Here is a 25,265-nt window from a genome sequence, read left to right as displayed (position 1 = left end):
GGGTCAGTGGGCGGGGGCGGGGGTGGGGAGGGTGGTGGGGACGGGGTTGGTGGCGGCGTCGGTGGTGATGCGGCGGCTGGCGGCGAGGGCCAGGAGGGCACCGGTGGCGACCATGGCGGTGGCGATGAGGATGACGGTGGACAGGCTGGTGCCCTGGTTGATGACCAGGCCGGACAGCGAGGAGCCGGCGGCGAAGCCGACGTAGATGCCGGTGCCGACCCAGGTGAAGGCTTCGGTGCTGCGCCCGGCGGGGGCGATCCGGGTGACCAGCGAGCACTCGACCGCGGTGGTCGGGGAGATGACCATGCCGCCGAGGAACAGGATCAGCGCGAGGCTGGGCAGGCCGAAGGCGAGCAGCATCGCGGCGAAGCCGACCGTGTTCAGGCACAGCAGCAGCGCGAACAGTTTCGCCTGGCTGAGCTTGGGGTTCATGCCGGAGAACCAGACGCCGCCGAGGATGGAGCCCGCGCTCCAGGCAGCCACGACCGCGCCTGCGGCCTGCGGCGCGCCGAGGTCGGCGGCGTACTTCGGGATCGCCACCTCCATGACGCCGTACGCGGCGGCCTCCAGTGCGCCGACGACCAGCACGACGACCATGCTCAGGCGCATCAGCCGGTTGGCCTTGAGGGCGCGTTCGAGGGCGGCGCTGGTGGTGACCCCGGCGGTCGCGGCGCGGGCGAGCGCGGCGGTGCGTACCTCGCGGTAGCGGGCGGTCAGGCCGGGTGCGGCGGCGAGGCCGAGTGAGCCGACGGTGGCCAGCAGGGCGGTGACGATCACCGCGACGTACGGGTTACTGACCGCGGTGACCAGCGCGATCAGCACCGGGCCCAGTACGTAGGTGAGCTCGACGGTGATGGCGTCGAACGCGTACGCCGTCTGTACGTGTGCCGGGGCCAGGCCGGGCAGCACCACCCGGGTGACCGCGCCGACGGGCGGGTTCACGGCTCCGGCCAGCGCGGCCAGGCCGATGATCAGCGCCACGGGCTGGTGCGTCCAGAGCGCGGCGACCATGCCGGACAGCATCAGCGCGTAGAGCACGCCGGTGACGCGCAGCACCGCCACGGCGTGCCCGCGGTCGCACAGCCTGCCCAGCCAGGGCGAGGTGAACGCGGTGATCGCCGAGTGCGCGCCGGTGGCGATGCCCGCGACGGCGTACGAGCCGGTGCCGTGCTGGACGGCGAGGATGAACACGAGGGTCGCCATGCCGTAGGGCAGGCGGCCGATCAGGGACGGCAGGGCCACCCGGGCGACACCCGGGCTGGCGATGAGGGCACGGTAACGGCGGGCAGCGGTGACGACCGCGAGGCCGGACATGGAAGGTCTCCGAGCAGGAAGTAAGGAAAGGGGCCATGCCGACGCCCCCGGCTCCATGGTCAAGATTACTTGCTGACTGAGTCATCAGTCAACGAAGCCCGCATACACTGCAGGAATCCCGCAGGTTACAGCCGTATGGCTGAGTCTCAGCTCTTGTCAGTAGTCTCGCGGGTTTTCATCGGGGTCGGCCTGGTCGGTGGGGGCCGGGGCAGGCGCGGGGAGCAGGTCGCGCCGGAGGGGCGGAGGCGCACGAGGCGGGCGGCCGTCTCGGCGCTACGGTGGCAGCCTGAGTTGACGTACGCCGGGCGCGCCCGCCCGCGCGCGGCGCTCCCGTACGACGCGGTGCGGGAATCCGAGACGATCGTGTTCCGGAACAGGAATGCGCTCCGCGCACGCGTTGTTGGCTCCGGTGGAACGACCATCTGCAGGAGGCGAACGACGTGCTCGACCCACAGAAGCTCTACCAGCTGAGCGACGAACTGCCCGAGCTGGGCCGTCCGGTCCTGCTGCACGCGCTCTCGGGGTTCGTCGACGCCGGTGCGGCCGGCAAGCTCGCCCGCGAGCACCTGCTGGACACCCTCGACTCGACCGTGGTGGCCGAGTTCGACCTCGACCAGCTCTACGACTACCGCTCCCGCCGTCCGCTGATGCACTTCTCGGCCGACCACTGGGAGGCGTACGACGAGCCCAAGCTGGAGCTGCACGCCCTGCGCGACCACGACGACACCCCGTTCCTGCTGATGACCGGCCCCGAGCCGGACTTCCAGTGGGAGCGGTTCGTGGCCGCGACGACAGGGCTCATCGAGCAGCTCCAGGTCCGGCTGACCATCGGCATCCACGCGATCCCGATGTCCGTGCCGCACACCCGCCCCGCCGGTATCACCGCGCACGGCACCCGCTCCGAGCTGGTCGTCGGGCACGAGCCGTGGATCGCCGACGTGCAGGTCCCGGCGAGCATGACCAACCTGCTGGAGTACCGGCTCGGCCAGTCCGGGCACGACGCCATGGGCTTCGCGGCGCACGTGCCGCACTATCTCGCCGACAGCGAGTACCCGCAGGCCGCCGAGCTGCTGCTGACCTCGGTGTCGCGGGCCACCGGCCTGCTGCTGCCGACCGAGGACCTGCGCGAGGCCGGGGACCGGGTGCGCGCCGAGATCGAGCGCCAGCTGACCGACAACCACCAGGCCGCTGCCGTGGTCAAGGCGCTGGAGGAGCAGTACGACGCGTTCATGCGGGGCCGGGGCAGCAACCTGCTGACCGAGCCCGCGCCGCTGCCCACCGCCGACGAGCTGGGCGCGGAGCTGGAGCGTTTCCTCGCCGAGCACAGCAAGGGCGACAAGGCCGAAGGCTGAGACAGACCGCAGGGGCGGCACGCCTGGCGTGCCGCCCCCTTTGCTGTACGCCGCTCAGGTGGCCAGGGCGAACTGGAAGCCGACCGACACGTCCTTCGGCTTGTCCAGCCCGGTGACCACGGTGGCCGGGGTGAGCACCGGGTCGAACCCGGTGAACCCGATGCCGACCTGGCCGGAGCTGTTGTCGCCCCAGGCCTTGATGACGCCGTTGCTGATGGCGACGGTGAAGCCGCCGTCGAGGCTCGCGCCCGAGCCCGCGGTGGAGATGTCCACGACGCCGGTGAGGCCGATCGCGTCGACCGGGTTCGGCCGCGGCGTCACCGTGGTGCCGTCGCCGAGCTGGCCGTCGCCGTTGGCGCCCCAGCCCTTGACCCGGCCGTTGACGCCGATCGCCAGGCTGGAGAAGCCGCCCGCGTTGACGATCTTCACGCCGGTGAGGCCGACGACCGGGGTCGGGGTCGGCACGGGGGTGTTGCTCGCCGTGCCGTTGCCGACCTGGCCGCGCGAGTTCTCGCCCCAGCCGCGTACGGTCCCGTTGCCGAGCACGGCCAGCGCGTGGCTGTCGCCCGCGTCGACCTGCTTGACCTTCGCGCCCGCGAGCCCGCTGACGGTGACCGGGGTCGTCTGCGGGGCGGGGCTGACCGCGCCGGTGCCGAGCTGGCCGGAGCGGTTGTCGCCCCAGGCGCGCAGCGTGCCGTCGGCCAGCAGGGCCAGGCTGAACTGCGAACCGGCCGCGATCCCGACGACCTTCAGCCCGGCCAGGCCGGTGACCGCGACCGGAGCGGTGCGGTCGTCGACGGTGCCGTCGCCGAGCTGGCCGCGGGCGTTGTCACCCCAGGCGAGCACGGTGCCGTTGGCCAGCAGGGCGAGGCTGTGCGCGCCACCGGCGGCGAGCGCCTTGACGCCCCGTACGTTCGGCACCGAGCCGGGGATCGGCCGGTTGATGGTGGTGCCGTCGCCGAGCTGGCCGTCGCTGTTCGAGCCCCACGCCTTGACCGTGCCGTTGTGCAGCAGCGCCAGGCTGAACCGGCCACCGGCCTCGACGTCGCGGACCTCGTCCGGCACGGCGGCGCTGACCGCGCTCGGCCGGGTGACCAGCGTGCCGTCGCCGAGCTGGCCCGAGTCGTTGAAGCCCCACGATTCGACGCCCGCGACGGGCACCTGCGGCGCGGGCTTGGGCTTGCCGTGCCCGCCGCCGTTGCTGCCGCCGCCCTGGGGCCCGGCCGCACCGGCGGCATGGGGCGCCGCCAGGGCGATCATGGTGGAGACCGCGACGACGCCGAGCGCGCGCAGTCCTGTCGTGACAGGTCGCATGTAAGTTCCCCCGCTGATGTACGACATGAATGGCCGTTGCCGAGCGCGCGATGAATGCGCAGCTCACAGCCTCGTGCTAGTTGTATCGCAGGGCGGTCCGGCGATCATCGCGACGCGCAGCGACCGTCCGGACCGGATCGCCGCCCAGGATTGCCGGGGTATTGCCGAACCGTGAACGTGCACGCATGATGACGGAACTTCGACGTGCACCGCGTACGAGAGTGAGGCGACGATGCCCTTTTCCAGCCCCCTGGCCGACGTCGAGATCCCCGAGGTCTCCGTCCCCCAGCTCGTCATCGGCCCGGCCGCCGCGCGCGGCGACCATCCGGCGCTGATCGACGGCCGCACGGGGCAGACGCTGACCTACGCGCAGCTCGCGCACATGGTGGACCGGCTCGCCGCCGGGCTGGCCGGGGCCGGGCTGCGGCCGGGTGACGTGCTCGCCCTGTTCAGCCCGAACACGCTGCTCTACCCGGTGGTCTTCCACGCGGCGCTGGCGGCGGGCGCGACGGTCACCACCGTCAACGCGCTGGCCACGGAGAAGGACCTGACCACCCAGCTCAGCGACTCGGGCGCGAAGATGCTGGTCACCGTGTCGCCGTTCCTGGACCGCGCCGCGGCGGCCGCCGCCCAGGTGCAGGAGATCCTCGTCTGTGACAGCGCCGAGGGATACCGCTCGGTGCAGGAGCTGATGGCCACGGCCGAGTCCGCGCCCGTGGTCGACATCGACCCGGCCACGACTTTGGCCGTGCTGCCGTACTCCAGCGGCACCACCGGGGTCGCCAAGGGCGTCATGCTCACCCACCGCAACCTGGTCGCCAACATCGCGCAGACCCAGGAGGTGGTCAAGTACGACCCGGCCGACCGGGTGCTGGCCGTGCTGCCGTTCTTCCACATCTACGGGCTGACCGTGCTGATGAACATGGCGCTGTCGAAGGGCGCGACACTGGTCGTGCTGCCGCGCTTCGACCTGGCCGAGTTCCTTACCGCGATGCAGGACCAGCGGGTCAGCCGCGCCTTCGTCGCGCCGCCGATCGTGCTGGCGCTGGCCAAGCACCCGCTGGTCGACCAGTACGACCTGTCCGCGCTGCGGGTCGTGTTCTCCGGCGCGGCCCCGCTGGACGGCGAGCTGGCCCAGGCCTGCGCGGCCCGGCTGGGCTGCCTGGTGCAGCAGGGCTACGGCATGACCGAGCTGTCACCCGTCTCCCATGCTCAGGTGCACGGCGACGGCCGGGTCAAGCCCGGCACGGTCGGCCCGCTGATCCCGAACACGCTGGCCCGCGTCGTGGACGTGGCGACCGGCGACGACCTCGGCGTCGGGGAGCCCGGCGAACTCTGGATCAGCGGCCCGCAGGTGATGCAGGGCTACCTCGGCCGCCGCGCCGACACCGACGCGACCGTCGACGCCGACGGCTGGCTGCACACCGGCGACGTCGGCCTGGTCGACACCGACGGGGACTGGTTCATCGTCGACCGGGTCAAGGAGCTGATCAAGTACAAGGGCTACCAGGTGCCCCCGGCCGAGCTGGAGGCGGTGCTGCTGGGGCACCCGCAGATCGCCGACGCGGCCGTGGTCGCCGGCCACGACGCCGACGGCGAGGAGATCCCGCACGCCTTCGTCGCCGTCACCGCCGGTGCCGACCTGTCCGCCCAGGACGTGAAGGACTACGTCGCCGAGCGCGTCGCACCGTACAAGCGGGTCCGCGCCGTCACCTTCGTCGCCACGATCCCCAAGAGCGCGTCGGGCAAGATCCTCCGCAAGGATCTGCGCGCCCAGCTCTGACGCCCCCGGCCGACCCGGCCGAAGGAAGGGCACCTTCTTAACGGGCGCGACGGGAAGATCGCTGTTTGCGGTCAAGGAGTGTGGTCCAACCGCATATCTTGACCGGAAACGGCGATCTTTCACGTCATCTCCGTGGGGTGGGCGGGCACCCGGGTGTGGGGAATCGCCGGTGGAGGACTAGCGTGACCAGGTGTTCGCCGCGTTCGCTCCGATCTGGATGATCACCGCCCTGGGCTGGGGCACGATGCGGTTCGGGGTGCTGACCCGGGCCACCCAGCAGGCGCTGGCGAACTTCACCTTCGTCATCGCGATCCCGTGCGTGCTGTTCACGTCGCTGGTCAAGGTGCCGCTCGGGGACCTGCCGCTGCGGCCGCTGGCCGCGATCGCGGCGAGCACGCTGCTGATCGGGCTGTCGGTGTACTTCGTCGCGCGGCGGCTCATGCCCGGCCCGGACGGTGACCGGGTCATCGCGGCGATGGCGTCGGCGTACCTCAACGCGGGCAACCTCGGCGTTCCGGTCGCGGTGTACGTGCTCGACGACGTCTCGCTGATCATGGCGGTGCTGGTCTTCCAGACGATGCTGCTGACCCCGCTGATCGTCGGACGGCTGGACGCCTCGGCCTACCGAGCCGACCTGGCCGGGCTCGCCGCCATCCGTGCCGCCGCTGCCAACGCCGACACTGCCAACGCCGACGCCGCCCACGCCGACGTTGCCCACGCCGACGTCGCTCGCGTCGGCACGGACCGCGCCGCCGACATGGCGCAGGTCGCGTTCGCGGGTACGCCCGGGGGCGGCACCTCTGCCGGAGGCGACCACGCGGCGGACGGCGGGGTGAACAGTGCGACCGATGCGGGCGGCCGAGGGGGAGTGGCCGTCACGTCGCGCTGGCGGCGGCTGGCGATGCTGCCGCTGCGTACACCCGTGATTCTGGGGTCGATGGCGGGGGTGACCGCGAGTGCGGCCGGGTGGCTGCCGCCGGAGTGGCTGCTGCGGCCGCTGGAGTTGCTGGGCGGCGCGGCGGTGCCCGCGGCGCTGTTCGCGCTGGGCATGTCGCTGCACCAGACGGACGCGTCGTCGTGGCGGCTGCCGGGGCGGGAGGTGACCACGGCGGTGCTGCTCAAGGTGGTTGCGCAACCGGTCGCGGCGTACCTGATCGGGCGGTGGCTGCTGGGCCTGGACGGCGCGGCGCTGCTGGCGGTCACGCTGGTCGCGGGCCTGCCGACGGCGCAGAACACCTTCGTGTACGCGTCGGAGTTCCGCGCCTCGACCGCGCTGAGCCGGGACGCGATCCTGTTCTCCAGCCTGCTGTCGATGGGCACCCTCACCCTGATCCTGTGGCTCCTCGGCCCGGCCTGACGGTCCGTGCTGCTCACGCACGGTGGTGCGTTGACGCGGTGCCCTAGCGCTACCGGGACCGATGTGCAGGTGCCCTTCCTTTCAAGGAGGGGGCGGGGGATGATGGGCGCGGGAGTTGGGCGTTGCCGTACGAGGGCAGGAAGTGCGGGCAGCGCGAGGCCGTGACGTCTGTCGTAGCCGGGTCCGGGCAGATAACTGCACGCAGACCATGCACAGACGTCCCAAGGAGACGCGTTGATCCCCGATCCCACCTCATCGCCGCGCCATCGCCGCAGGGCTGACCGCCGCCTGGTCGCGCTCGCCGCAGCCGCCGCGATGACCGCCGCCACGACCCTGGCCGGAGTTCTACTGGCCACCACCGAAGCCTCGGCAGGCACGCTGACCGGCAGCTTCTACCGCGACCCCACGACGAATGTGAACGTGTGGCTCGCGGCCAACCCGAACGACTCGCGCGCCTCGCTGATCAGCCAGCGGATCGGCAGCCAGCCGCAGGCGCGCTGGTTCGCCAATTACCAGCCGAGCACGATCCAGTCCCAGGTGACGTCGTACGTCAGCGCCGCGAACAGCGTGAACCAGATCCCGGTGCTGGTGCCGTACATGCTGCCCAACCGCGACTGCGGCGGGGCGAGCGCGGGCGGCGCGCCGAACATCAGCGCGTACCGGAGCTGGATCGACAACTTCGCCGCGGGCCTCGGCTCGCGTACCGCAGTGATCATCATGGAGCCGGACTCGCTGGCGTTGCAGACCTGCCTGTCGTCGACCGACAAGGCCGACCGCAACTCCGCGATCAGCTACGCGGTGACGAAGTTCAAGCAGGTCAACCCGAGCGTCAAGGTGTACCTCGACGCGGGTCACTCGGCCTGGAACAGTGCCGCCGACACGGCCTCGCGGCTGCAGGCGGCGGGTGTGTCCAACGCCGCCGGTTTCTACTCGAACGCGTCCAACTTCCGCTGGACCGCCGACGAGGTCAACTTCGGCCGCAACGTGCTGAACGCCCTGGGCAACGGCAACCTGCACCAGGTCATCGACACGGCCCGCAACGGCAAGGGCGCGCTGGGCAGCGAGTGGTGCGACCCGGCGGGCCGGGGCACCGGCCAGGCGCCGACGACCGCGACCAACGAGTCGACCGTCGACGCGTTCGTCTGGATCAAGCCGCCGGGTGAGGCGGACGGCTGCGCGGGACCGGCGGGGCAGTTCATGCCGGACCTGGCGTACTCGCTGGCGCAGAACGGCATCGTGACCAGCCCGCCGCCGAGCCCGTCCACCGTCCCGTCGCCGTCGGTGTCCCCGTCACGGCCGCCGTCGCCGTCGCCCTCGGCTCCGCCGTCCCCGTCGGCCTCGCCGTCTACCCCGCCCTCGCCGTCTCCGAGCCAGGGCACGGGTGCCTGCTCGGTGGGCTACCGGGTGGACAGCCAGTGGAACAACGGCTTCGTCGTCTCGGTCGTCATCACCAACCGCGGCCCAGCCATCAGTTCGTGGACGCTGACCTGGACCTACGCGGGCAACCAGGCGGTCACCAGCGCCTGGAACGCGACGGTCACGGCCAGCGGGGCCAACGTCACGGCCCGCAACGCCGGGCACAACGGCAGCATCGCCACGAACGGCACGGCCAGCTTCGGCTTCCAGGCCTCGTACAGCGGCACCAACACCAACCCGACCGCGTTCAAGCTGAACAACGTCACCTGCAGCTGAGGCACGGCCCGGCTGGGCGGCAACGGAGGGCCGGTGCGGAATCCGCACCGGCCCTCCGGCTCGTCGGCCGTCCTGCGTCCGCTCGCGCGTCGCGGGGCATAAGGTCGATAAAGGGCCTTTCGGGGGTACGCCCCGACGTGCGCACGCTGAAGGAGGCGGTCCGCGATGAGCGGCATGGAGCTGAAGAACTTCGACCGGCCCGACGAGTCCCGGCAGTTCGAGGGGCTGGGCCGGATGGATCTCGTGCGGGTCGCCGGCAAGACCGTCGGCCGGGCCCGGTTCGAGCCGGGCTGGCGCTGGTCGGCCAACGTCGGCCCGATCGTCGGCACCGCCACCTGCCAGACCTCCCACCTGGGCTACTGCGTGTCGGGGACCATGCGCATCACCATGGACGACGACGGGAGCACCCAGGACTTCACGACCGGTGACCTGGTGGCGATCAAGCCCGGCCACGAGGCCGTGGTCGTCGGCGACGAGCCTGTGGTCTTCCTCGACTTCGGCGAGATCGCCGACTACGCCAAGCGGGCCTGACCGCGACGGAGGAACAACCAGCACCGGGTGTGTGTTCGGCCGAACGGACACGAATACGATTCGGGTCCGACGGTGGATGATCCGGTGACAGTGGAGGCAGGCATGGCGAAAGCACGTGGTCCGCAGGTGGGCGAGCTGGCCCCCGAGTTCGAACTGCCGTCGCAGGACGGGCAGACGGTGCGGCTCAGCGACTTCCGGGGCAAGCAGACCGTGGTCCTGTACTTCTACCCGAAGGACAACACATCCGGCTGCACCGCCGAGGCCTGCTCCTTCCGGGACAGCTACGAGGTCTTCACCGAGGCGGGCGCGCAGGTCATCGGCGTCAGCTCGGATTCGGTCGAGTCCCACGACGGCTTCGCCCAGCGCTACAAACTGCCGTTCGTGCTGCTGGCCGACAACGGCGGCGAGGTGCGCAAGGCGTACGACGTCCCGGCGACCTTCGGCATCCTCCCCGGCCGCGTCACGTACGTCATCGACCGCGACGGCGTCGTCCGCCACGTCTTCTCCTCCCAGGCCAACATCGGCAAACACGTCACCGGCGCCCTCGAAGTCGTCCAGTCCCTCGCCACCCCCTCCTCCTGACCGCGACTCCCCAACGTCACGCCCCACCCCTGGCCGCCCACCCCGGCCGCAACTCTTAAAGACTCGCGCCTTCCGACGACCCCTGAGGCCGCAACTCTTTAAGAGTTGCGGCCGGGGGTGGGGCGGCCGGGGGTAGGACGGCGGCGGGGTGGGGCGGCCGGGGGGTGGGGGTGGGGCGGTTAGGCTCGGGGTGGACTTCGAAGGCGAAGGGCAGCGCGTCGTGGCGACGGACCCCTTCGCACGTGGGCTGCCCGGCGAGGCAGGTAAACGAACATGGCGCTGGCCCAGCACCCCCTTGACCACCGCTACCGGGGCGAGCACCCGGTGCGCACCGTCGCCTACCTGCTGCGTGAGGACCGGTTCCGGTTGCTGCTGGGGGTGCTGGCGTTCGCGGTGAAGCACAGCCCGACCTGGCTGCTGCCGCTGGTCACCGCGAACGTCATCGACGTGGTGGTGCGGCACGAGCCCGTCGAGCGGCTGTGGTGGAACGCGGGCCTGATGGTCGCCTGCCTGAGCCTCAACTACCCGTTCCACGTCCTGTTCGTACGCAACCACAGCGGCTCAGTACGCCGCATGGGCACCCGCCTGCGCTCGGCCCTGTGCCGCCGCATGCAGGAGCTGTCCATCGGCTACCACTCCCGATCGAGCGCGGCCGTGCTGCAGTCGAAGGTGATCCGCGACGTCGAGGCGATCGAGCAGATGGTGCAGCAGGCCGGTGACGTCGGCGTGGGCGCGCTGATGATGCTGCTCGGCGGTGCCGTCGTGATCGCGCTGCGGGTCCCGCTGTTCCTGCCCGTCTTCCTGGTGCTGGTCCCCTGCGCGGCGCTGCTGGTGATGAGGCTGCGCAACCGGATGCGCACCGACAACGAGTCGTTTCGCCGCGAGGTCGAGCGGCTGTCGTCAAGGGTCGCCGAGATGACCGCGCTGATCCCGATCACCCGGGCGCACGGCCTGGAACGCGACGCGCTGCGCCGGGTCGACGGCTCGCTGGACCGCGTACTGCGTGCGGGTCTGCGCCTGGATCTGCTCAACGGGCGCTTCGGTGCGCTGGCCTGGACCCAGATGCAGGTGCTGAGCGTGGCCTGCCTGGCCGGATCGGCGCTGGTCGCGTACTACGGCTGGATCCCGATCACCGAGGGCGACGTGGTGATGCTCAGCGCGTACTTCACCACGCTTACCGGTTCGGTGATGACGCTGATGAGCCTCGGGCCGATCTTCGTCAAGGGGCTGGAGTCGGTGCGCTCGGCGGGCGAGCTGCTGCAGGCCCCCGACCTGGAGGTCAACGCGGGCAAGGGGCAGGTCGACGAGGTGCGCGGCGGGGTGCGGTTCGAGGGCGTGGGTTTCGCGTACGAGGGCGCGTCCGGCAGCGCGATCAGCGGCCTCGACCTCGATGTCGCGCCGGGTGAGCGGATCGCGCTGGTCGGCCCGTCCGGTGCGGGCAAGTCGACGGTGCTGAACCTGGTCATCGGCTTCCTGCGGCCGACCTCGGGCCGCATCCTGCTCGACGGCCGCGACATGGAGACCCTGGACCTGCGCACCTACCGGCGCTTCGTGTCGGTGGTGCCGCAGGAGCCGATCCTGTTCGAGGGCAGCATCTTCGACAACGTCACGTACGGCATGGCCGACGTGCCGCTGGACCTGGTACGCCGGGCGCTGGCCGACGCGAACGCGCTGGACTTCGTCGACCAGCTCACCGACGGCCTGGACACGGTCGTGGGGGAGCGCGGGGCACGGCTGTCCGGCGGCCAGCGCCAGCGGCTGGCGATCGCGCGTGCCCTGATCCGCGACCCGCGTGTGCTGATCCTCGACGAGGCGACCTCCGCCCTGGACACCCACTCCGAGGCGCTGATCCAGCAGGCGATGGAGCGCCTGGTCGCGGGACGGACCGTGTTCGTGGTCGCGCACCGGCTGTCCACGATCCGCAACGCCGACCGCATCGTCGTGATGCGCGACGGCCGGATCGAGGAGATCGGGCGGCACGGCGAGCTGCTGGACCGGCGGGGCGCGTACGCCCGGCTGCAGTCCGCGCAGCTCGCCTGAACCGCAGCTCAGCGCTTACCTAAGGTTAGGAAGGTGCCCTTCCGCTACTCGTGGCGTGGGGAAGGTGCCCTTCCTTCGGGGCGATCAGGAGGAGCGCCACCGGCACGCCGAGGCCCGCGACCAGGGTGAACAGGCTTCCGGCGAGGTCGATCCCGGTGAGCGTGCCGTGGTGGAGGGTGTGGAAGCCCAGGTGCAGGGCGTTGAAGGTGATCGAGCCCGCCAGGGCCAGCCGGGCCGTCGCGCGGCGGTAGCGGATCGCGGGCACCGCCAGCAGGACCGCCAGGGTCAGGAACGTCGCGCCGAGGTCGGCGGTCAGGTGTTCGTTGTACGGCGGATACGCGGCCGTCCAGTGGTGGCCGAAGCCGGGGAACGTGCTGAAGAAGTGGCGCGGGGCCGCGTACGCCCACAGCCCCCACCACAGGTGCACCACCGCCATGCCGGCCAGTCCGAGCCGGACGATCACCTGTCGCATACCGGCAGTGTCCCTCAGACCTCCAGCTGCTGCACGGCCGCCTCGATGGCGCGGTGGAAGGTCGGGTACGCGTAGATCATGTGCTGCAGGACGTGCACCGGGACCTGCGCGTGCACCGCGACGGCCAGGGCGCTGAGCACCTCGCCGCCGGTCGGCCCGGCCGACGTCCCGCCGACCAGCACGTCCCGGTCGCGGTCGGCGACGAGCTTGATGAACCCGTCGTTGCCGACCTTGTGGATCCAGCCGCGGGTCGACTCGGGCAGTTTCGTGTACGCCGTCTGCACGTGGATGCCCTCGTGCCGGGCCGCCTCCTCGGTCAGCCCGACCGAGCCGATCTCGGGGTCGGTGAAGGTGACCCGGGGGTGGGCCCGGTAGTCGGCGGGCGGGCCGTCCTGGCCGAGGATGTCGCGGATCGCGATGGCCGCCTGGTACATGGCCATGTGCGTGAACGCGCCGTGGCCGGTGCAGTCGCCGACGGCCCACAGCCCGTCGGCGGCGCGCATGTGCCCGTCGACGGTGATCGCCTTCGCGGCCGGGTCCAGGCCGACCGTGTCCAGGCCGAGCAGGTGCAGGTCGGCGGTGCGGCCGGTGGCCACGAGCAGCTTCTCCGAGACGAACTCCCGGCCGTCGGCCAGGTGCACGGCCCTGCCGTCGACCCGGACCGCCCGGCAGCCGGTGTGCACGGCGACGCCGTCGCGCTGGAGCACCTCGGTGATCAGGGCCGAGGACTCGGGCTCCTCGTACGCCATCAGCCGGTCCATCGCCTCGATGACGGTGACCCGCACCCCGAAGCGCTGGAACATCTGCGCCAGTTCCAGGCCGATCGCGCCGCCGCCGAGCACCGTCAGCGACGAGGGCAGCTCCTCGACCTCGATGGCCTCCTTGTTGGTCCAGAACCCCGCCTCGGCCAGCCCCGGCACCGGCGGGACAGCGGCCTTGGTCCCGGTGCCCACGACCACACCCTTGCGCGCGGTGTACGTCTGCCCGTCGACCTCGACCCGCCTCGGCCCGGCCAGCCTGCCGGTGCCGCGCAGGAACGTGCCGCCGCGCTTGACGAAGCGGTCGACGGCGACCTTGTCGTCCCAGAAGTCGGTGGCCTCCTCGCGGATGCGCCTGGCGATCGGGGCCCAGTCGGGGAAGACCTCCGCCGTGCCCGCCATGCCGTTGATCCGGCGGCCCTCCGCCAGCAGGCCGGATCCGCGGATCATCATCTTGCTCGGCACGCAGCCCCAGTACGGGCACTCGCCGCCGACGAGCCGGTTCTCGATGCCCAGCACGCTCAGCCCGGCGTCGGCCAGCCGTCCGCCGACCTCCTCGCCGCCGACGCCCATGCCGAGGACGATGACGTCCACCTCTTCAGCCATGAGTCCTGTATATCCGAATCCGGTCAGGCGGAGGCGCGTACCACGAGTTCGGTCGGCAGGACCACGGCCTGGTCGACGTCCTCGCCCGCGATGACCCGCAGCAGCTGGCGGGCCAGCTCGCGGCCCAGTTCCAGGATCGGCTGCCGGACGGTGGTCAGCGGCGGATCGGTGTAGCGGGAGATGTCGAAGTCGTCGAAGCCGACCACGGCCACGTCGTCGGGGATGCGCCTGCCCAGCTCGCGCAGCGTGGTGATGGCCCCGTGCGCCATCAGGTCGGAGGCCACGAAGACCGCGTCGAGCAGCGGGTCGTCCTCCAGCAGCTGGCGCATGGCGGTCGCGCCGGACTCGCGGGTGAAGTCGCCGACGGCCACGATCGAGCGCCGGTCCGACCCGTGCAGCTCGGCGCGGTATCCGGCCAGCCGGTCGATGCCCGCGACCATGTCCTGCGGCCCGGCGATGGTGGCGATGCGGGAGTGGCCGGTCTCCAGCAGGTGCCGCACCGCGGCGCGTACGCCGCCGACGTGGTCGACGTCGACGTAGGGCACCGTGGAGCGGCCCAGCGGGCGGCCGGTGACCACGACGGGCACGCCGAGCCGGGACAGCTGGCCGGGCAGCGGGTCGACGCCGTGCGTGGAGGCGAACAGCACCCCGTCCACGTGCCGGGCGGTGGTGTAGCGCTCGACGCGCTCGTAACCGGCGACGGTGTTGGTCATCATCAGCACGAGCTGCTTGTCGGCGGCGTCGAGTTCCTGGCTGACGCCGTGGATGATGCTGGGGAAGAACGGGTCGTCGGAGAAGACGCGGCTGGCGCTCTCGGGCAGGACCAGCGCGATCGAGTCGGTGCGCTGGGTGACCAGGCTGCGGGCGGCGGCGTTGGGGATGTAGCCCAGTTCCTCCACGGCCCGGCGCACCGCGCTGCGGATCGGCTCGGCGACCTTGGGCGACCCGTTGACCACGCGGGAGACGGTCGCCCGGGACACCCCGGCCAGGCGAGCCACCGCCTCCAGCGTGGGCCGCTCGTGTGCCTGGCTCATCGCACCGCTCCTAGTTCCCGTGCGACCCGCGCCGGGGCGGGTCCGCCGAAGGTGACCCTACCCCTTCGCGGTCGCGGCACGTAGGGCCGCACGTGAGCGCGCGTGCACATTGAGAGCGGTTGCATACCGGCGCGACGAGGCGGCGGGCAGATCCTTGACAGAGGGCGGAATCGACACCATTCTCTGCTCTGAGAGCGCTCTCGCAGCCCGGTCGCCGTCGTCCTGACGATGGCCGGGTCTCTTGGCGATGCCCTGAGGCGGGGCGTCGTCCTGTCTGCCTGCCCGTGCCCCATGAGGAGAACCGATGAGTGAACAGATGGCGGTGGCAGCGCGACCGCTGCGGTTCCCGGAGGGGTTCCGGTGGGGTGCGGCCACCGCGGCGTACCAGATCGAGGGTGCCGCCACCGAGGACGGGCGCGGGCCTTCCATCTGGGACAGCTTCGCCCGCGCCGACGGCCGGGTGTTCGGCGGGCACACCGGCGACGTCGCGTGCGACCACTACCGGCGCTACCGCGAGGACGTCGCGCTGATGGCGGAGCTGGGCATCGGCACGTACCGGTTCTCGATCGCCTGGCCGCGCGTCAAGCCCGACGGGACGGGCCCGGTCAACGTGCGCGGGCTGGACTTCTACGACCGGCTGGTGGACGAGCTGCTGGCGCACGGGATCGCGCCGATGGCGACGCTCTACCACTGGGACCTGCCGCTGGCGCTGCAGTCGCACGGGCGGGGCGGCTGGGGCGACCGGGACACCGCCGCGCACTTCGCCGAGTACGCCGCGGTGACCGCGGCCCGGCTCGGCGACCGCGTCGGCACCTGGACCACGCTCAACGAGCCGTGGGTCTCGGCGTTCCTCGGCTACGCCAGCGGCGACCACGCGCCGGGGCACACCGACAACCGGACCGCGTTCCGGGCCGCCCACCACCTGCTGCTCGGGCACGGGCTGGCCGCGCAGGCGCTGCGCGCGGCGGGCGTACGCGAGCTGTCGCTCACCGTCAACCTGGCCCGGGTCAGCCCCGAGGACCCGGCCGACCCGCACGACGTGGCGGCGGCCTGGCGCGTGGACGGCGTGCTCAACCGCATCTTCCTCGACCCGGTGCTGCGCGGCCGCTACCCGCTGGACATGCTGGGCCTGTTCGAGCGGTTCGGCGCGGCGGACGCGATCGCCGACGGGGACCTGGCCGTCATCGCGGCCCCCATCGACCTGCTGGGCATCAACTACTACCAGCCCGCCCTGGTCCGCGCCCAGGTCGGCTCGCCCGCGCATCCGATGTACCCCGGCAGTGAGGGGGTCGCCTTCGTGCCGCAGCCCGGCCCGGTCACCGACATGGGCTGGACCGTCGACCCGACCGGCCTGTCCGACCTGCTGCTGCGCCTGTCCCAGGACTACCCCGGCACCCCGCTGATGGTGACCGAGAACGGCGCGGCGTACGCCGACGAGCTGTCCGGCGGCCGGGTGGCCGACCCGGACCGGATCGCCTACTTCGACGGCCACCTGCGCGCGGTGCACGCGGCCCTGTCCGCCGGGGCCGACGTGCGCGGCTACCTGGCCTGGTCGCTGCTGGACAACTTCGAGTGGGCGTTCGGCTACGACAAGCGCTTCGGCCTGGTGTACGTCGACTACGAGACCCAGCGCCGCCTGCCGAAGGACTCGGCCCTCTGGTATCGCGACGTGACCCGCGCCAACGCCCTCTGAGCAGGGCTCGTTAGGAAGGGCACCTTCCACGTCGCGCAGCGATGGGAAGGTGCCCTTCCTTCGTCCTACGCGTCGAAGATGAGGCAGGTCGAGGTGGCGTGGGCGAGCAGGCGGCCCCGGTCGTCGGTGAGCTGGGCCTGGGCGAGGGCCGTTCGGCGGCCCCGGGAGATGACGGTGCCTTCGCAGGTCAGCAGGCCGGAGTCGATGCTGACGGGGCGCAGGAACTTCGTGTTCAGGTCGAGCGAGGTGTAGCCGATCCCGGCGGGCAGCGTGCTGTGCACGGCGCAGGCGGCGGCGGTGTCGAGCAGGGTGGCCAGGATGCCGCCGTGTACGCCGCCGAGCGGGTTGTAGTGGAACTCCTGGGCGCGCATGGTGACCACGACGCGGCCCAGTTCGGCCTGCACGCTGTCCATGCCGAGCAGGTGCATGACCGGCGGGGCGGGCAGCTCACCGCGGCCCATCGCGTGCAGCAGTTCCAGGCCGCTGAGCTGGCCCAGCTCGGCGGCGTTGCGCCGGGGGTCGGACCAGGAGAAGGTGCGGGTGCGCTCCGGGGTCGCGGGCCCGGCGGCCGGCTCGGTCTGGGTCTGCGTCATGGACTCAGCCTGGCAGTCTGTTGCTGAGTCTGTCAACGAGACTTAGCCTGGAGGAGTGAGACCTACCGCACTCGACTGGTCGGCCGAGAACTGCACCGTCGCCCGCGCCATGGCCGTGCTCGGCGAACGCTGGACCCTGGTGGTGCTGCGGGAGGTCTTCAACGGCATCCGCCGCTTCGAGGACATGCGCGAGCACAGCGGCATACCCCGCCAGGTGCTGACCAACCGGCTGCACATGCTCGTCGAGCAGGGCGTGCTGCGCCGGGTGCCCTACCGGGAGCCGGGCGAGCGCGAGCGCCACGAGTACCGGCTCACCGAGAAGGGCTTCGACCTCTATCCTGTGCTGGTCGCCGTACGGGAGTGGGGCGACCGGTATCTGGCCGACCCCGCGGGGCCGCCCGTCGACATGGTGCACCGGGACTGCGGATCGCCCGTGCGCACGCACCTGAGCTGCGAGGACGGGCACGAGGTCGGTTCGCCCCGGGAGGTGGTCACGCGGCCGGGGGCGGGGGCGGTGCGGCGTACGCCCGCCGCCGCGAAAGCGGCCTGACCACCCGGCGGCGAGCCGCGACGGGTCAGAAACGGCTGGTCGTCGAAGGGTGCGGGCTGGCAGCATGGCGCGTCGTGGACCGAGTGCTGATTCTGCCGCCGCGGGTGACCGAGACCGGGCTTGCTCTCGCCGACGCCGCGCGGCGGCGCGGGATGCGGGTCGAGACGCTGCGCACCTGGCGGCTGCCGGAGCACCTGGCCGGGCACGCCGGGGCGCACCTGTACGCCGGGCCGCTGTTCGCCGACGCGGTCGGCGCGGAGCTCGGCGCCGGGCTGCTGGAGCCGGACCAGGACTGGCTGGCCCGGCTGCCCCGGCGGTGGACCCGCCGCGAGGTCGTCTTCACCACGCTGGCGCGGGCACGTGGGCTGGACCGGCCCGCGTTCGTCAAACCGCCGGACGACAAGAGCTTCCCGGCGCGGGTCTACCCGACCGGGGCCGATCTGCCGGGGCCGGACGTGCTGGAGGCCGACACGGCGGTGCTGGTCAGCGACGTGGTGGCGTTCCGGGCGGAGTACCGGCTGTTCGTGGCGGCGGGGCGGGTGCGGGCCGTCAGCCGGTATGCCGTGGACGGTGAGCTGGACCTCGCGACGGCCGCCGAGGACGCGCGGTGCGCAGAGGCGGCCGGGTTCGCGTCGGGGCTGTTCGGCGCGGGGGTGCCGGAGCTGCCGGGCGCGGTGGTGGTCGACGTGGGCCTGGTTGAGGAGGCGGGAACCGGGCGTCCGGAGTGGGCGGTGATCGAGGCCAACGCGGCCTGGGCCAGCGGCCACTACGCCGCCGACCCCGACAGGGCGCTCGACGTCGTGCTGGCCGCGAGCCGCCCGGTCGCCCAGGTGTCCCCGGCGGACCGGCGGTTCCTGCGGCAACTGCCGTCGGTGACGCGCTGACGGCGGCCGGTCAGACCCGGTTGCTGCCGCCGCAGGGGGTCACGGTGATCGAGGTGTAGCCGGGCTGCGCCCCGCCCTGGATCGTCACGGTCACGAAGATGTTCGTCGACGCGCTGGTGAAGTGCTTGCTCTCCAGCTTGGGCAGGGTCGCGGTGTAGCGGGCCATGGTCGCGTCGCGGGTCAGGGCGAGCTCGCCGGTGTAGCTGCCCCCGGTCATGGCGTAGCGCGCCTGGGCGGTCACCGGCGTGCCGCCGTCGGCGATCTCGGCGGTGATGGTCACGGCCGGGGGGAGCACGCCGCCGCAGGTCGGGTTGCCGACCGCGGCCACATTGGACTCCACCCGGCTGATGGTGGCTCCCGCGGCCGAGGTGGCGCCGGGTGCGTTCGCGCTGGGCTGGGCGGCGGCGGGCGACGTGGCGACGCTCGGCGCGGCCTGGTCGCGCGCCCACGAATCGCCGACGCCGATGCAGCCCTGCAGGCTGAGCATGGTCACGACTGCGAGCGCCGCCGTCACCGGCGCACGGAATCCGATCACCGTCACACCTTAGCCAGGCTAAGGGCATCCGTGGGGATCACCACGACTGCCGGCCGCATGTTGACCATGAATTTGTGGACGCCGCTCATCGTCGCCGCCGTGCCTTGATGTGGTGATCAGCCTGGTCAGGCCGGGTGATGGGTGAGCCAGCGGGTGTAGGTGGGGCTGAGGCGAATGGCGTCGCCATAGGACTCTTCGGCGTAGCTGATCAGAAGCGGGGCGACGCGGGCGGCGGGGGAGCCGGGGTGCCAGCCGAGCAGGTGCCGCCAGCGCAGCGGGGTGCCCGCGAGAGGCACGGCGCGTACGCCCGCGATCTCGCGGAAGGTCGGCTGGCACAGCGCGACGACACTGCCGCCGCGGACCAGGTCGGAGCAGCCGCCCAGGTCGCTCTCGTGGATCGGGCTGGGGGTGAACCCGGCACGGGCGCAGGCGGTGGCGAAGCATCCGGCGAAGCAGCCGTCGCCGGGGGTGGCCGCCCACCGCGAGCCGGCCAGGTCGGCGAGGTCCACCTCGTCGGCGTCGGCGTACGGGTGGGAGGCGGGCAGCAGCACGAAGACCGGGGCGGTCGCCACGGTGTGCCAGACCAGGCGGCTGTCGTCGGGCGGGTTGGCCTCGCCGCAGGTGCCGATGAACGCGAAGTCGAGCCGGGCGTCGGCCAGCATCGCCGCCAGCTCCGCCGACGACCACGACGGATAGGTGCTCAGCAGCGCGCTGGGCTGCGCCGCCGCCAGCCGGTGCATCACCCCGCCGACGAGCGGGCCGTTCACCGCGCCGATGCGGTAGCCGGGCAGCCCGTCGCCGCCGGAGTCGTGCGCCAGCCCCGCGAACCGGGCCGCCTCGTCCTGCAGGCCCTGCACCGCGGGCAGCAGCACCCGGGCCCGCGACAGCACCAGCTCGCCGAGCGGCGTGGGCCGCGCGCCGCGCCGGTCGCGCTCGAACAGCCGTCCGCCGAAGGCGTGCTCGATGCGCTGCAGCTGGGTGGTGAGGGCGGGCGCGGCCAGGCCGAGCCCGGCCGCCGCCTTGGTGACGCTGCCGGCGTCGGCTATAGCGCAGACCAACCGCAGGTGCCGCAGCTCCAACCTCACCCGCTGATGTTATGGCCGCACCGGCGGCACGTGAAGGTGTCGCACCCGGCCCGATCGGTGGTGGACGGAGATCGAAACCCGTCGGTAGGGTCTGTTGACCCGCCGCGGCCGTCCGGTGTGGCGTGATGTCGCGGGAGGTGGCGATGCAGCGCAGAGCGGCGCTGATCGGGCTGCTCGGGGCCGAGCTGGTGTCGACCGTCGGCTCGCGCATGTCCTTCCTGGCCATCCCATGGCTGGTGCTGGTGACCACCGACGATCCGACGAAGGTCGGCGTGGTCGCGTTCGCCGAGGCGATGCCGTACATCCTGGCCGGAATCTTCGGCACGCCGCTGGCCGACCGGTTCGGGGTGCGCGAGGTCTCCATCGTGACCGACCTGGCCAGCGCCGTCGTGGTGGGGGCGATCGCGGCGTTCGGCAGCGGCGACTTCGCGGTGCTGGTCGCGCTGATCGCGACGCTGGGCGCGCTGCGCGGCGTCGGCGACAAGTCCAAACGGGTGCTGCTGCCGCCGGTCGTGGAGCTGTCGGGCACTCCGATGGCGCGGGTCACCGCGGTCTTCTCCGCGCTCAACCGGATGGCGATGGTGATCGGCGCGGCCGTGGCGGGCGTGCTGATCGCCTGGCTCGGCCCGGTCGGCGCGATCTGGGCCGACGCGGCGACCTTCGCGGCCTGCGCGGGCGTGGTGCTGGGGCTGGTGCGCATCAGCCGCGAGCAGAACCATCCGGCCCGTGGCACGCAGGAGTCGTACTGGCAGGGGCTGCGCACCGGGTTCGGCTTCGTGCGCCGCGAGCGGCTACTGCGCAGCCTGGTCGGCATGATGTTCGTGACGAACCTGTTCAACCAGGCCAGCGCGGTGGTGTTCATCCCGATCTGGGTACGCGAGCACCTCGACTCGCCGGTGGCCCTGGGCTGGATCGGCGGGGCCTTCGCGCTCGGCGCGATCGCGGGCGGGGCGGCGTTCGCGGCGCTGGTTACCAGGCTTCCCCGGTACGCGACGCTCGTGATCGGATACTTCGTCGGCGGGGCGCCCCGGTTCCTGGTGCTGGCGCTCAGCGACGACCTGCGGGTCGCGCTGGTCGTGTCGTTCGTGTCCGGGGTGGCCATGTCCTCGGTGAACCCGACGTACGGGCTGCTGATGTTCGACCGGGTGCCCCGGGCCATGCAGACCCGCGTGTTCGGGCTGACCGGAGCGGTGACGTTCGGCGGCATCCCGCTCGGCGGCATCGTCGGGGCGTGGGCGGTGGAGACGCTCGGGCTGTCGGGCGGGCTGTGGCTGGCCGGGATCGCGTACTTCGCGGCCACGCTGACGCCGGTGTTCGGCTGGCGGCTGTGGCAGCAGATCAACGACATCAAGCCGGGCAAGGCGGCCCCGGACGCGCCGCTGTGGCAGGAGTACGCGTCGGAGCTGGGCCGCCGGATGGGCCTGGTGGACACCGGTCCGGCCGTGCCGGTGTCGGTGACGCTGGCCTACGCCGGGGGCGGCTGGACGGTCACCGCGCGGCGCGGCAGGCGGCGGCTGGCCCGGCCCGTGCCCGTCTCGTCCGAGCTGGCGCTCCGGCACGTCGCCGCGCTGGAGCTGCCCGAGGTGTACGAGACGGTGGAGCAGGTGCACCTGGCCCGCCGCCGGGCCGACGAGCGGCGCGCGGCGGCGGTGCGGGCGAACCTGCGGGCGCTCGAGTCGACGCTGACCGAGCTGCGGGCGGCTCAGTGGCCGCCGGACCAGCCGGGGGAGCGGCCCAGGTAGGCGACCAGCCGGTCGCCGGGCGGGGCGTCGGTGCTCGGTTCGACCATCTCACCGAAGGCCTTGCTGGGCCGGTCGGTGGGCCAGCGCAGGGCGATCTTCATGGCCGACGCGCTCAGGTCAGGGTCGAGCGCGGCGTCCGTGCCGGTCGCCTTCGCGACGTCCCAGGCGTGCACCAGGAAGTCGACGAAGTGCATGCCGAGCACGGTCGGGGCGGTGAAGGTGCCGTAGCCGTACACCTCGATCTTGCGGTCCAGCAGCGTCTTGGCGCTGAACGCCTTGGTGACGAGGGTGACCGAGTCGGCGAAGGCGCGTCTCGGATCGGTGGGCGGGGTCAGGTCGTCCCAGACGGCCGGATCGGTCGGCTTGCCCGCCGCCGCGGCGGCGAAGCCGCGATTGTGCCCGATCATGTGCCCGAGCAACTGGCCGAGAGTCCAGTCGCCGCACGGCGTGGGCCGGGCGAGATCGGCGCGCTTGACACGGTTCACGGCCGCGGCGGCCGCGGCGAGGGCACGCCGGTCCAGATCACGAAGGTCCATGTTCGCACCATAGTGCCGCAACTCGGTGTGCTCCACCGGTGACACCGCCAGGCGGGAAACCTGTCCGGACCGTCCATTCAGCTGAGTCGGCAGATATTGACTCGTGCAAACATTTCTTCGTAATTTGAGTGCCGCACACCCCACGACGGCGCCCGGCCCGCGGCCGCGCCCAAGGAGGTTCTCCCCTGTGAAGCACCCCTCGACGCGTCGGGCCCTGCTCGCCGCGGCCCTGCTGGCGACCACCCTCGGCGTGCTGGCCGGACCCGGTGGCGGGGCCACCGCGGGCGCGAAGGACGAATGGGTCGGCTCCTGGTCGGCGGCGCCCACCGGCGCGGGCGCGGGCCTGTCCGGCACCGGTTTCGCCGACCAGACCATCCGCATGATCGTGCACACCTCGGTGGGCGGCAGCGCGGCACGGATCCGGCTGTCCAACACCTTCGGGACCGGCGCGGTGACCGTCGGGCACGCCACCGTGGCCCGCCCCGACGCGGCCACGCCCGCGCTCACCGACGTGCTGCCCGCCAGCGTGGCCGAGCTGACCTTCAACGGCGCGCCCGGCATCACCATCCCCAAGGGCGGCCAGGTCGTCAGCGACCCGCTGCCGGTGACCGTGCCGGAGCTGTCCGACCTCGTCGTCAGCATCTACCTGCCGGTCGCGACCGGCCCGGCGACCTGGCACTGGACCTCGCGGCAGGCCGCGTACTACGGCACCGGCGACACCGTCGCCGAACCCACCGGCGCGAGCCTGACCGGCACCCGCAACTCCTGGTTCTTCCTCACCGGCGTCGACGTGCTCAGCCGCAAGTCGCCCGGCGCGGTCGTGGTGCTCGGCGACTCGATCACCGACGGCAGCCAGTCGACCATCAACGGCAACGCGCGCTGGACCGACCGGCTGGCCGCCCGCCTGCTGGCCGGGCACTCGCCGCACTCCGAGATCGGCGTGCTCAACCAGGGCCTGGCCGGCAACGCGGTCACCCACGACGGCACCGAGATCGGGTACGCCGAGCTGGGCGTGAACGGGCTCGCCCGGCTGCAGCGCGACGTGCTCAGCCAGACCGGCGTGCAGACGGTCGTGCTCGCGCTCGGCATCAACGACCTGCAGATCTACGCCGACGCCCCGGAGAAGGTCATCGGCGGGCTGCGGCAGATCACCGCCCAGGCCCGGCTCGCCGGCGTCGAGGTGGTGATCTCGACGATCACGCCGTTCGAGGGCTTCTCCTCCTGGACGCCGGACAAGGAGCAGAGCCGCCTGGCGATCAACGAGTACATCCGTACGCACCGGGCCGAGTTCACCGGTGTGGTCGACTTCGACCAGCTGCTGCGCGACCCGGCCGCACCGTCCAAACTGCGGGCCGAGTGGGACAGCGGCGACCACATCCACCCCAACGACACCGGATACCAGGCCATGGCCGACTTCGTGCCGTTGTGGCTGGTGTCCTGAACCGACGGTGTGCGCGTAGGCGCACGTACGGCTGTTGACAGGGCGGGATCGGCACGTGAGGCTGTGCGTGCCGATCCCGCTTGTCGGACACAACGCCACGGGGTCGAGAGGGAGAGCATGACCGTCCACGACGACCGTCCGCTGCTGCTGATGGTCCGCACCGGCAAGCGCGAGTTCCGGGAATACCTGCTGCGCTCGCTGGCCCCGGCCTACCGGGTGCACCTGTTCACCGGGGTCGCGCCCACCTGGGAGCTGGAGTACATCGCCGGAGCCACGGAACTGGGCCCGCTGCTCGACGTGAAGGCCATGGCCGAGGCCGCCCGGCGGCTGTCCGGCGGGCCTGTCGCGGGCGTGTTCACCTGGGACGAGGCGCGCACCCCGCAGACCGCGGAACTGGCCCTGGAGCTGGGCCTGCCCGGCGACCCGGCGGTGACCGCCCGTTGCCGCGACAAGCTGCTGACCCGCCGGGCGCTGGCCGCCGCCGCGGTCGCCCAGCCCGCGTCGGTGCCCGTCGGCTCGCTGGCGCAGGCCTTCGCCGAGGCCGCCCGGATCGGTTACCCGGTGATACTCAAGCCCAGCGACCTGGCGCTGAGCGTCGGCGTGATCAAGGTGGCGGGGCCCGAGGAGCTGGCCGCGGCGTACGAGTTCACCAGCGCGGTGCGTCACGGCGCGCTGCCCGACTGGCGTCCACAGGTGCTGCTGGAGGAGTACGTCGACGGCGAGGAGATCAGCGTCGACGCGGCCGTGCACGACGGCGAGGTCACCCTGTTGTGCCTGGCCCGCAAGGAGATCGGGCACCAGCCCTACTGCATCGAGATCGGCCACTACGTACACGGCGACGACCCGCTGCTGCACGATCCGCAACTGCGGCGGCTGCTGCAGGACGCGCACGCGGCGCTCGGGTTCCGCGACGGGGTCACCCATACCGAGATCAAGCTGTCCTCGCGCGGGCCGCGCATCATCGAGGTCAACGGGCGGCTCGGCGGCGACATGATCCCGTACCTGGGACTGCGGGCCACCGGAGTCGACGTGGCGCTGGCCGCCGCGGCGGTCGCCTGCGGGCAGCCGCCGGTCGCCGCGCCCGACCGCAAGCAGGTAGCGGCGGTGCGCTTCTTCTACCCTGCGCGGCCGGACACGGTCGTGCAGACCCTGGCCTTCGAGCGGGCCGGGCTGCCGAGCGCGGTCGACGAACTGGCCCTGCTGGCCGACCCCGGCGACCGGCGCTCCCCGCCGCCGGAGGGCACGGTCAACGGCCGGGTCGCGTACGCCACCGCGGTCGCGGCCACCCGGCGCGAGTGCGAACGCGCGCTGGACGCCGCAGGGGCCGCCCTGCGTGTCAACGGCGAACCACCCGCCGACCACGGCTGACGG

Annotated in this window: 22 protein-coding genes; 13 read left to right on the top strand and 9 right to left on the bottom strand. The window is 72.3% G+C overall.

Annotation, left to right across the window (positions count from 1 at the left end):
- Positions 1–3: 3 nt before the first annotated feature.
- Complete coding sequence (locus HAV40_RS35920; RefSeq protein WP_166388762.1) at positions 4–1,314, bottom strand: MFS transporter; 1,311 nt, start codon at positions 1,312–1,314, stop codon at positions 4–6.
- Between the two features lie 440 nt (positions 1,315–1,754).
- Here HAV40_RS35920 and HAV40_RS35915 point away from each other — a divergent pair, with 440 nt between their 5' ends.
- Positions 1,755–2,666, top strand: coding sequence for a proteasome assembly chaperone family protein (locus tag HAV40_RS35915; protein ID WP_166388761.1), 912 nt, complete (start codon positions 1,755–1,757; stop codon positions 2,664–2,666).
- A 54-nt stretch (positions 2,667–2,720) separates the two neighbouring features.
- On the opposite strand, the gene HAV40_RS35910 is transcribed toward HAV40_RS35915, so the two are convergent.
- Entirely contained in the window at positions 2,721–3,980 is a 1,260-nt protein-coding gene (locus tag HAV40_RS35910) for an RCC1 domain-containing protein (RefSeq protein ID WP_166388760.1), read from the bottom strand.
- A 232-nt stretch (positions 3,981–4,212) separates the two neighbouring features.
- On the opposite strand from HAV40_RS35910, the gene HAV40_RS35905 reads away from it, so the two are divergent.
- From HAV40_RS35905 to HAV40_RS35880, 6 genes are all read left to right on the top strand, one after another.
- On the top strand, positions 4,213–5,763 hold the full coding sequence (locus tag HAV40_RS35905) for an AMP-binding protein (RefSeq protein WP_166388759.1): 1,551 nt from the start codon (positions 4,213–4,215) through the stop codon (positions 5,761–5,763).
- A 190-nt stretch (positions 5,764–5,953) separates the two neighbouring features.
- Positions 5,954–7,120: an AEC family transporter gene (locus HAV40_RS35900; RefSeq protein WP_166388758.1), complete on the top strand. Its 1,167-nt coding sequence runs from the start codon at positions 5,954–5,956 to the stop codon at positions 7,118–7,120.
- A 234-nt stretch (positions 7,121–7,354) separates the two neighbouring features.
- Positions 7,355–8,812, top strand: a complete 1,458-nt coding sequence (locus HAV40_RS35895) for a glycoside hydrolase family 6 protein (protein WP_275413493.1) — start codon at positions 7,355–7,357, stop codon at positions 8,810–8,812.
- 165 nt (positions 8,813–8,977) lie between these two features.
- Positions 8,978–9,343 (top strand): cupin domain-containing protein, encoded by a 366-nt coding sequence (locus tag HAV40_RS35890; RefSeq protein ID WP_166388757.1) that lies wholly within the window; start codon positions 8,978–8,980, stop codon positions 9,341–9,343.
- Positions 9,344–9,445: 102 nt separating this feature from the next.
- Entirely contained in the window at positions 9,446–9,925 is a 480-nt protein-coding gene (locus tag HAV40_RS35885) for a peroxiredoxin (RefSeq protein WP_166388756.1), read from the top strand.
- 273 nt (positions 9,926–10,198) lie between these two features.
- Positions 10,199–11,965: an ABC transporter ATP-binding protein gene (locus tag HAV40_RS35880; protein ID WP_166388755.1), complete on the top strand. Its 1,767-nt coding sequence runs from the start codon at positions 10,199–10,201 to the stop codon at positions 11,963–11,965.
- Between the two features lie 25 nt (positions 11,966–11,990).
- Here the strand turns inward: HAV40_RS35880 and HAV40_RS35875 are convergent, their stop codons facing one another.
- From HAV40_RS35875 to HAV40_RS35865, 3 genes are read right to left on the bottom strand one after another with little or no spacing between them, the layout of a single operon-like run.
- The gene (locus HAV40_RS35875; RefSeq protein WP_166388754.1) at positions 11,991–12,437 is read right to left on the bottom strand and encodes a hypothetical protein; all 447 of its coding nucleotides are present in this window, start codon (positions 12,435–12,437) and stop codon (positions 11,991–11,993) included.
- A gap of 14 nt (positions 12,438–12,451) precedes the next feature.
- The gene (locus HAV40_RS35870) at positions 12,452–13,801 is read right to left on the bottom strand and encodes a dihydrolipoyl dehydrogenase family protein (RefSeq protein ID WP_166388753.1); all 1,350 of its coding nucleotides are present in this window, start codon (positions 13,799–13,801) and stop codon (positions 12,452–12,454) included.
- Between the two features lie 23 nt (positions 13,802–13,824).
- Positions 13,825–14,835, bottom strand: a complete 1,011-nt coding sequence (locus HAV40_RS35865) for a LacI family DNA-binding transcriptional regulator (protein ID WP_166388752.1) — start codon at positions 14,833–14,835, stop codon at positions 13,825–13,827.
- Between the two features lie 304 nt (positions 14,836–15,139).
- Between HAV40_RS35865 and HAV40_RS35860 the strand changes: the two genes are divergently transcribed.
- A complete protein-coding gene (locus HAV40_RS35860; RefSeq protein ID WP_239086624.1) occupies positions 15,140–16,528 on the top strand; it encodes a GH1 family beta-glucosidase in 1,389 nt (462 codons plus the stop codon).
- 65 nt (positions 16,529–16,593) lie between these two features.
- Here HAV40_RS35860 and HAV40_RS35855 read toward each other — a convergent pair whose 3' ends face one another.
- Positions 16,594–17,121 carry a PaaI family thioesterase gene (locus HAV40_RS35855; RefSeq protein WP_166388751.1) on the bottom strand — a complete coding sequence of 176 codons (528 nt, stop codon included), beginning with the start codon at positions 17,119–17,121 and terminating at the stop codon, positions 16,594–16,596.
- Positions 17,122–17,176: 55 nt separating this feature from the next.
- Here HAV40_RS35855 and HAV40_RS35850 point away from each other — a divergent pair, with 55 nt between their 5' ends.
- Positions 17,177–17,671 carry a winged helix-turn-helix transcriptional regulator gene (locus HAV40_RS35850; RefSeq protein WP_166388750.1) on the top strand — a complete coding sequence of 165 codons (495 nt, stop codon included), beginning with the start codon at positions 17,177–17,179 and terminating at the stop codon, positions 17,669–17,671.
- 74 nt (positions 17,672–17,745) lie between these two features.
- Positions 17,746–18,555, top strand: coding sequence for an ATP-grasp domain-containing protein (locus HAV40_RS35845; protein WP_239086627.1), 810 nt, complete (start codon positions 17,746–17,748; stop codon positions 18,553–18,555).
- 10 nt (positions 18,556–18,565) lie between these two features.
- Here the strand turns inward: HAV40_RS35845 and HAV40_RS35840 are convergent, their stop codons facing one another.
- On the bottom strand, positions 18,566–19,090 hold the full coding sequence (locus HAV40_RS35840) for a hypothetical protein (RefSeq protein WP_166388749.1): 525 nt from the start codon (positions 19,088–19,090) through the stop codon (positions 18,566–18,568).
- Positions 19,091–19,215: 125 nt separating this feature from the next.
- Positions 19,216–20,175, bottom strand: a complete 960-nt coding sequence (locus HAV40_RS35835; RefSeq protein ID WP_166388748.1) for a LysR family transcriptional regulator — start codon at positions 20,173–20,175, stop codon at positions 19,216–19,218.
- Positions 20,176–20,318: 143 nt separating this feature from the next.
- Between HAV40_RS35835 and HAV40_RS35830 the strand changes: the two genes are divergently transcribed.
- Positions 20,319–21,917: an MFS transporter gene (locus HAV40_RS35830; protein ID WP_166388747.1), complete on the top strand. Its 1,599-nt coding sequence runs from the start codon at positions 20,319–20,321 to the stop codon at positions 21,915–21,917.
- Here HAV40_RS35830 and HAV40_RS35825 read toward each other — a convergent pair.
- Positions 21,878–22,453 (bottom strand): TIGR03086 family metal-binding protein, encoded by a 576-nt coding sequence (locus HAV40_RS35825; RefSeq protein ID WP_166388746.1) that lies wholly within the window; start codon positions 22,451–22,453, stop codon positions 21,878–21,880. The two genes, HAV40_RS35830 and HAV40_RS35825, sit on opposite strands and share 40 nt — an antisense overlap.
- Positions 22,454–22,640: 187 nt before the next feature.
- On the opposite strand from HAV40_RS35825, the gene HAV40_RS35820 reads away from it, so the two are divergent.
- Both HAV40_RS35820 and HAV40_RS35815 read left to right on the top strand, forming a co-directional pair.
- Entirely contained in the window at positions 22,641–23,894 is a 1,254-nt protein-coding gene (locus HAV40_RS35820; RefSeq protein ID WP_239086628.1) for an SGNH/GDSL hydrolase family protein, read from the top strand.
- Between the two features lie 117 nt (positions 23,895–24,011).
- Positions 24,012–25,262, top strand: coding sequence for an ATP-grasp domain-containing protein (locus tag HAV40_RS35815; RefSeq protein WP_166388745.1), 1,251 nt, complete (start codon positions 24,012–24,014; stop codon positions 25,260–25,262).
- The last annotated feature ends 3 nt before the right edge of the window (positions 25,263–25,265 follow it).

The sequence above is a fragment of the Catellatospora methionotrophica genome, from assembly GCF_011297335.1.
GTDB lineage: Bacteria > Actinomycetota > Actinomycetes > Mycobacteriales > Micromonosporaceae > Catellatospora > Catellatospora methionotrophica.
The sequence above is the reverse complement of the archived record's forward strand: the minus strand, read 5'-3'. Positions and strand labels throughout refer to the sequence as shown.

Excerpts from the sequence above, each read along its gene's own strand:
- HAV40_RS35920 (WP_166388762.1), bottom strand. The coding sequence starts at position 1,314 with ATGTCCGGCCTCGCGGTCGTCACCGCTGCCCGCCGTTACCGTGCCCTC.
- HAV40_RS35910 (WP_166388760.1), bottom strand. The coding sequence starts at position 3,980 with ATGCGACCTGTCACGACAGGACTGCGCGCGCTCGGCGTCGTCGCGGTC.
- HAV40_RS35905 (WP_166388759.1), top strand. The coding sequence starts at position 4,213 with ATGCCCTTTTCCAGCCCCCTGGCCGACGTCGAGATCCCCGAGGTCTCC.
- HAV40_RS35890 (WP_166388757.1), top strand. The coding sequence starts at position 8,978 with ATGAGCGGCATGGAGCTGAAGAACTTCGACCGGCCCGACGAGTCCCGG.
- HAV40_RS35885 (WP_166388756.1), top strand. The coding sequence starts at position 9,446 with ATGGCGAAAGCACGTGGTCCGCAGGTGGGCGAGCTGGCCCCCGAGTTC.
- HAV40_RS35880 (WP_166388755.1), top strand. The coding sequence starts at position 10,199 with ATGGCGCTGGCCCAGCACCCCCTTGACCACCGCTACCGGGGCGAGCAC.
- HAV40_RS35875 (WP_166388754.1), bottom strand. The coding sequence starts at position 12,437 with ATGCGACAGGTGATCGTCCGGCTCGGACTGGCCGGCATGGCGGTGGTG.
- HAV40_RS35870 (WP_166388753.1), bottom strand. The coding sequence starts at position 13,801 with ATGGCTGAAGAGGTGGACGTCATCGTCCTCGGCATGGGCGTCGGCGGC.
- HAV40_RS35865 (WP_166388752.1), bottom strand. The coding sequence starts at position 14,835 with ATGAGCCAGGCACACGAGCGGCCCACGCTGGAGGCGGTGGCTCGCCTG.
- HAV40_RS35860 (WP_239086624.1), top strand. The coding sequence starts at position 15,140 with ATGAGTGAACAGATGGCGGTGGCAGCGCGACCGCTGCGGTTCCCGGAG.
- HAV40_RS35855 (WP_166388751.1), bottom strand. The coding sequence starts at position 17,121 with ATGACGCAGACCCAGACCGAGCCGGCCGCCGGGCCCGCGACCCCGGAG.
- HAV40_RS35830 (WP_166388747.1), top strand. The coding sequence starts at position 20,319 with ATGCAGCGCAGAGCGGCGCTGATCGGGCTGCTCGGGGCCGAGCTGGTG.
- HAV40_RS35825 (WP_166388746.1), bottom strand. The coding sequence starts at position 22,453 with ATGGACCTTCGTGATCTGGACCGGCGTGCCCTCGCCGCGGCCGCCGCG.
- HAV40_RS35815 (WP_166388745.1), top strand. The coding sequence starts at position 24,012 with ATGACCGTCCACGACGACCGTCCGCTGCTGCTGATGGTCCGCACCGGC.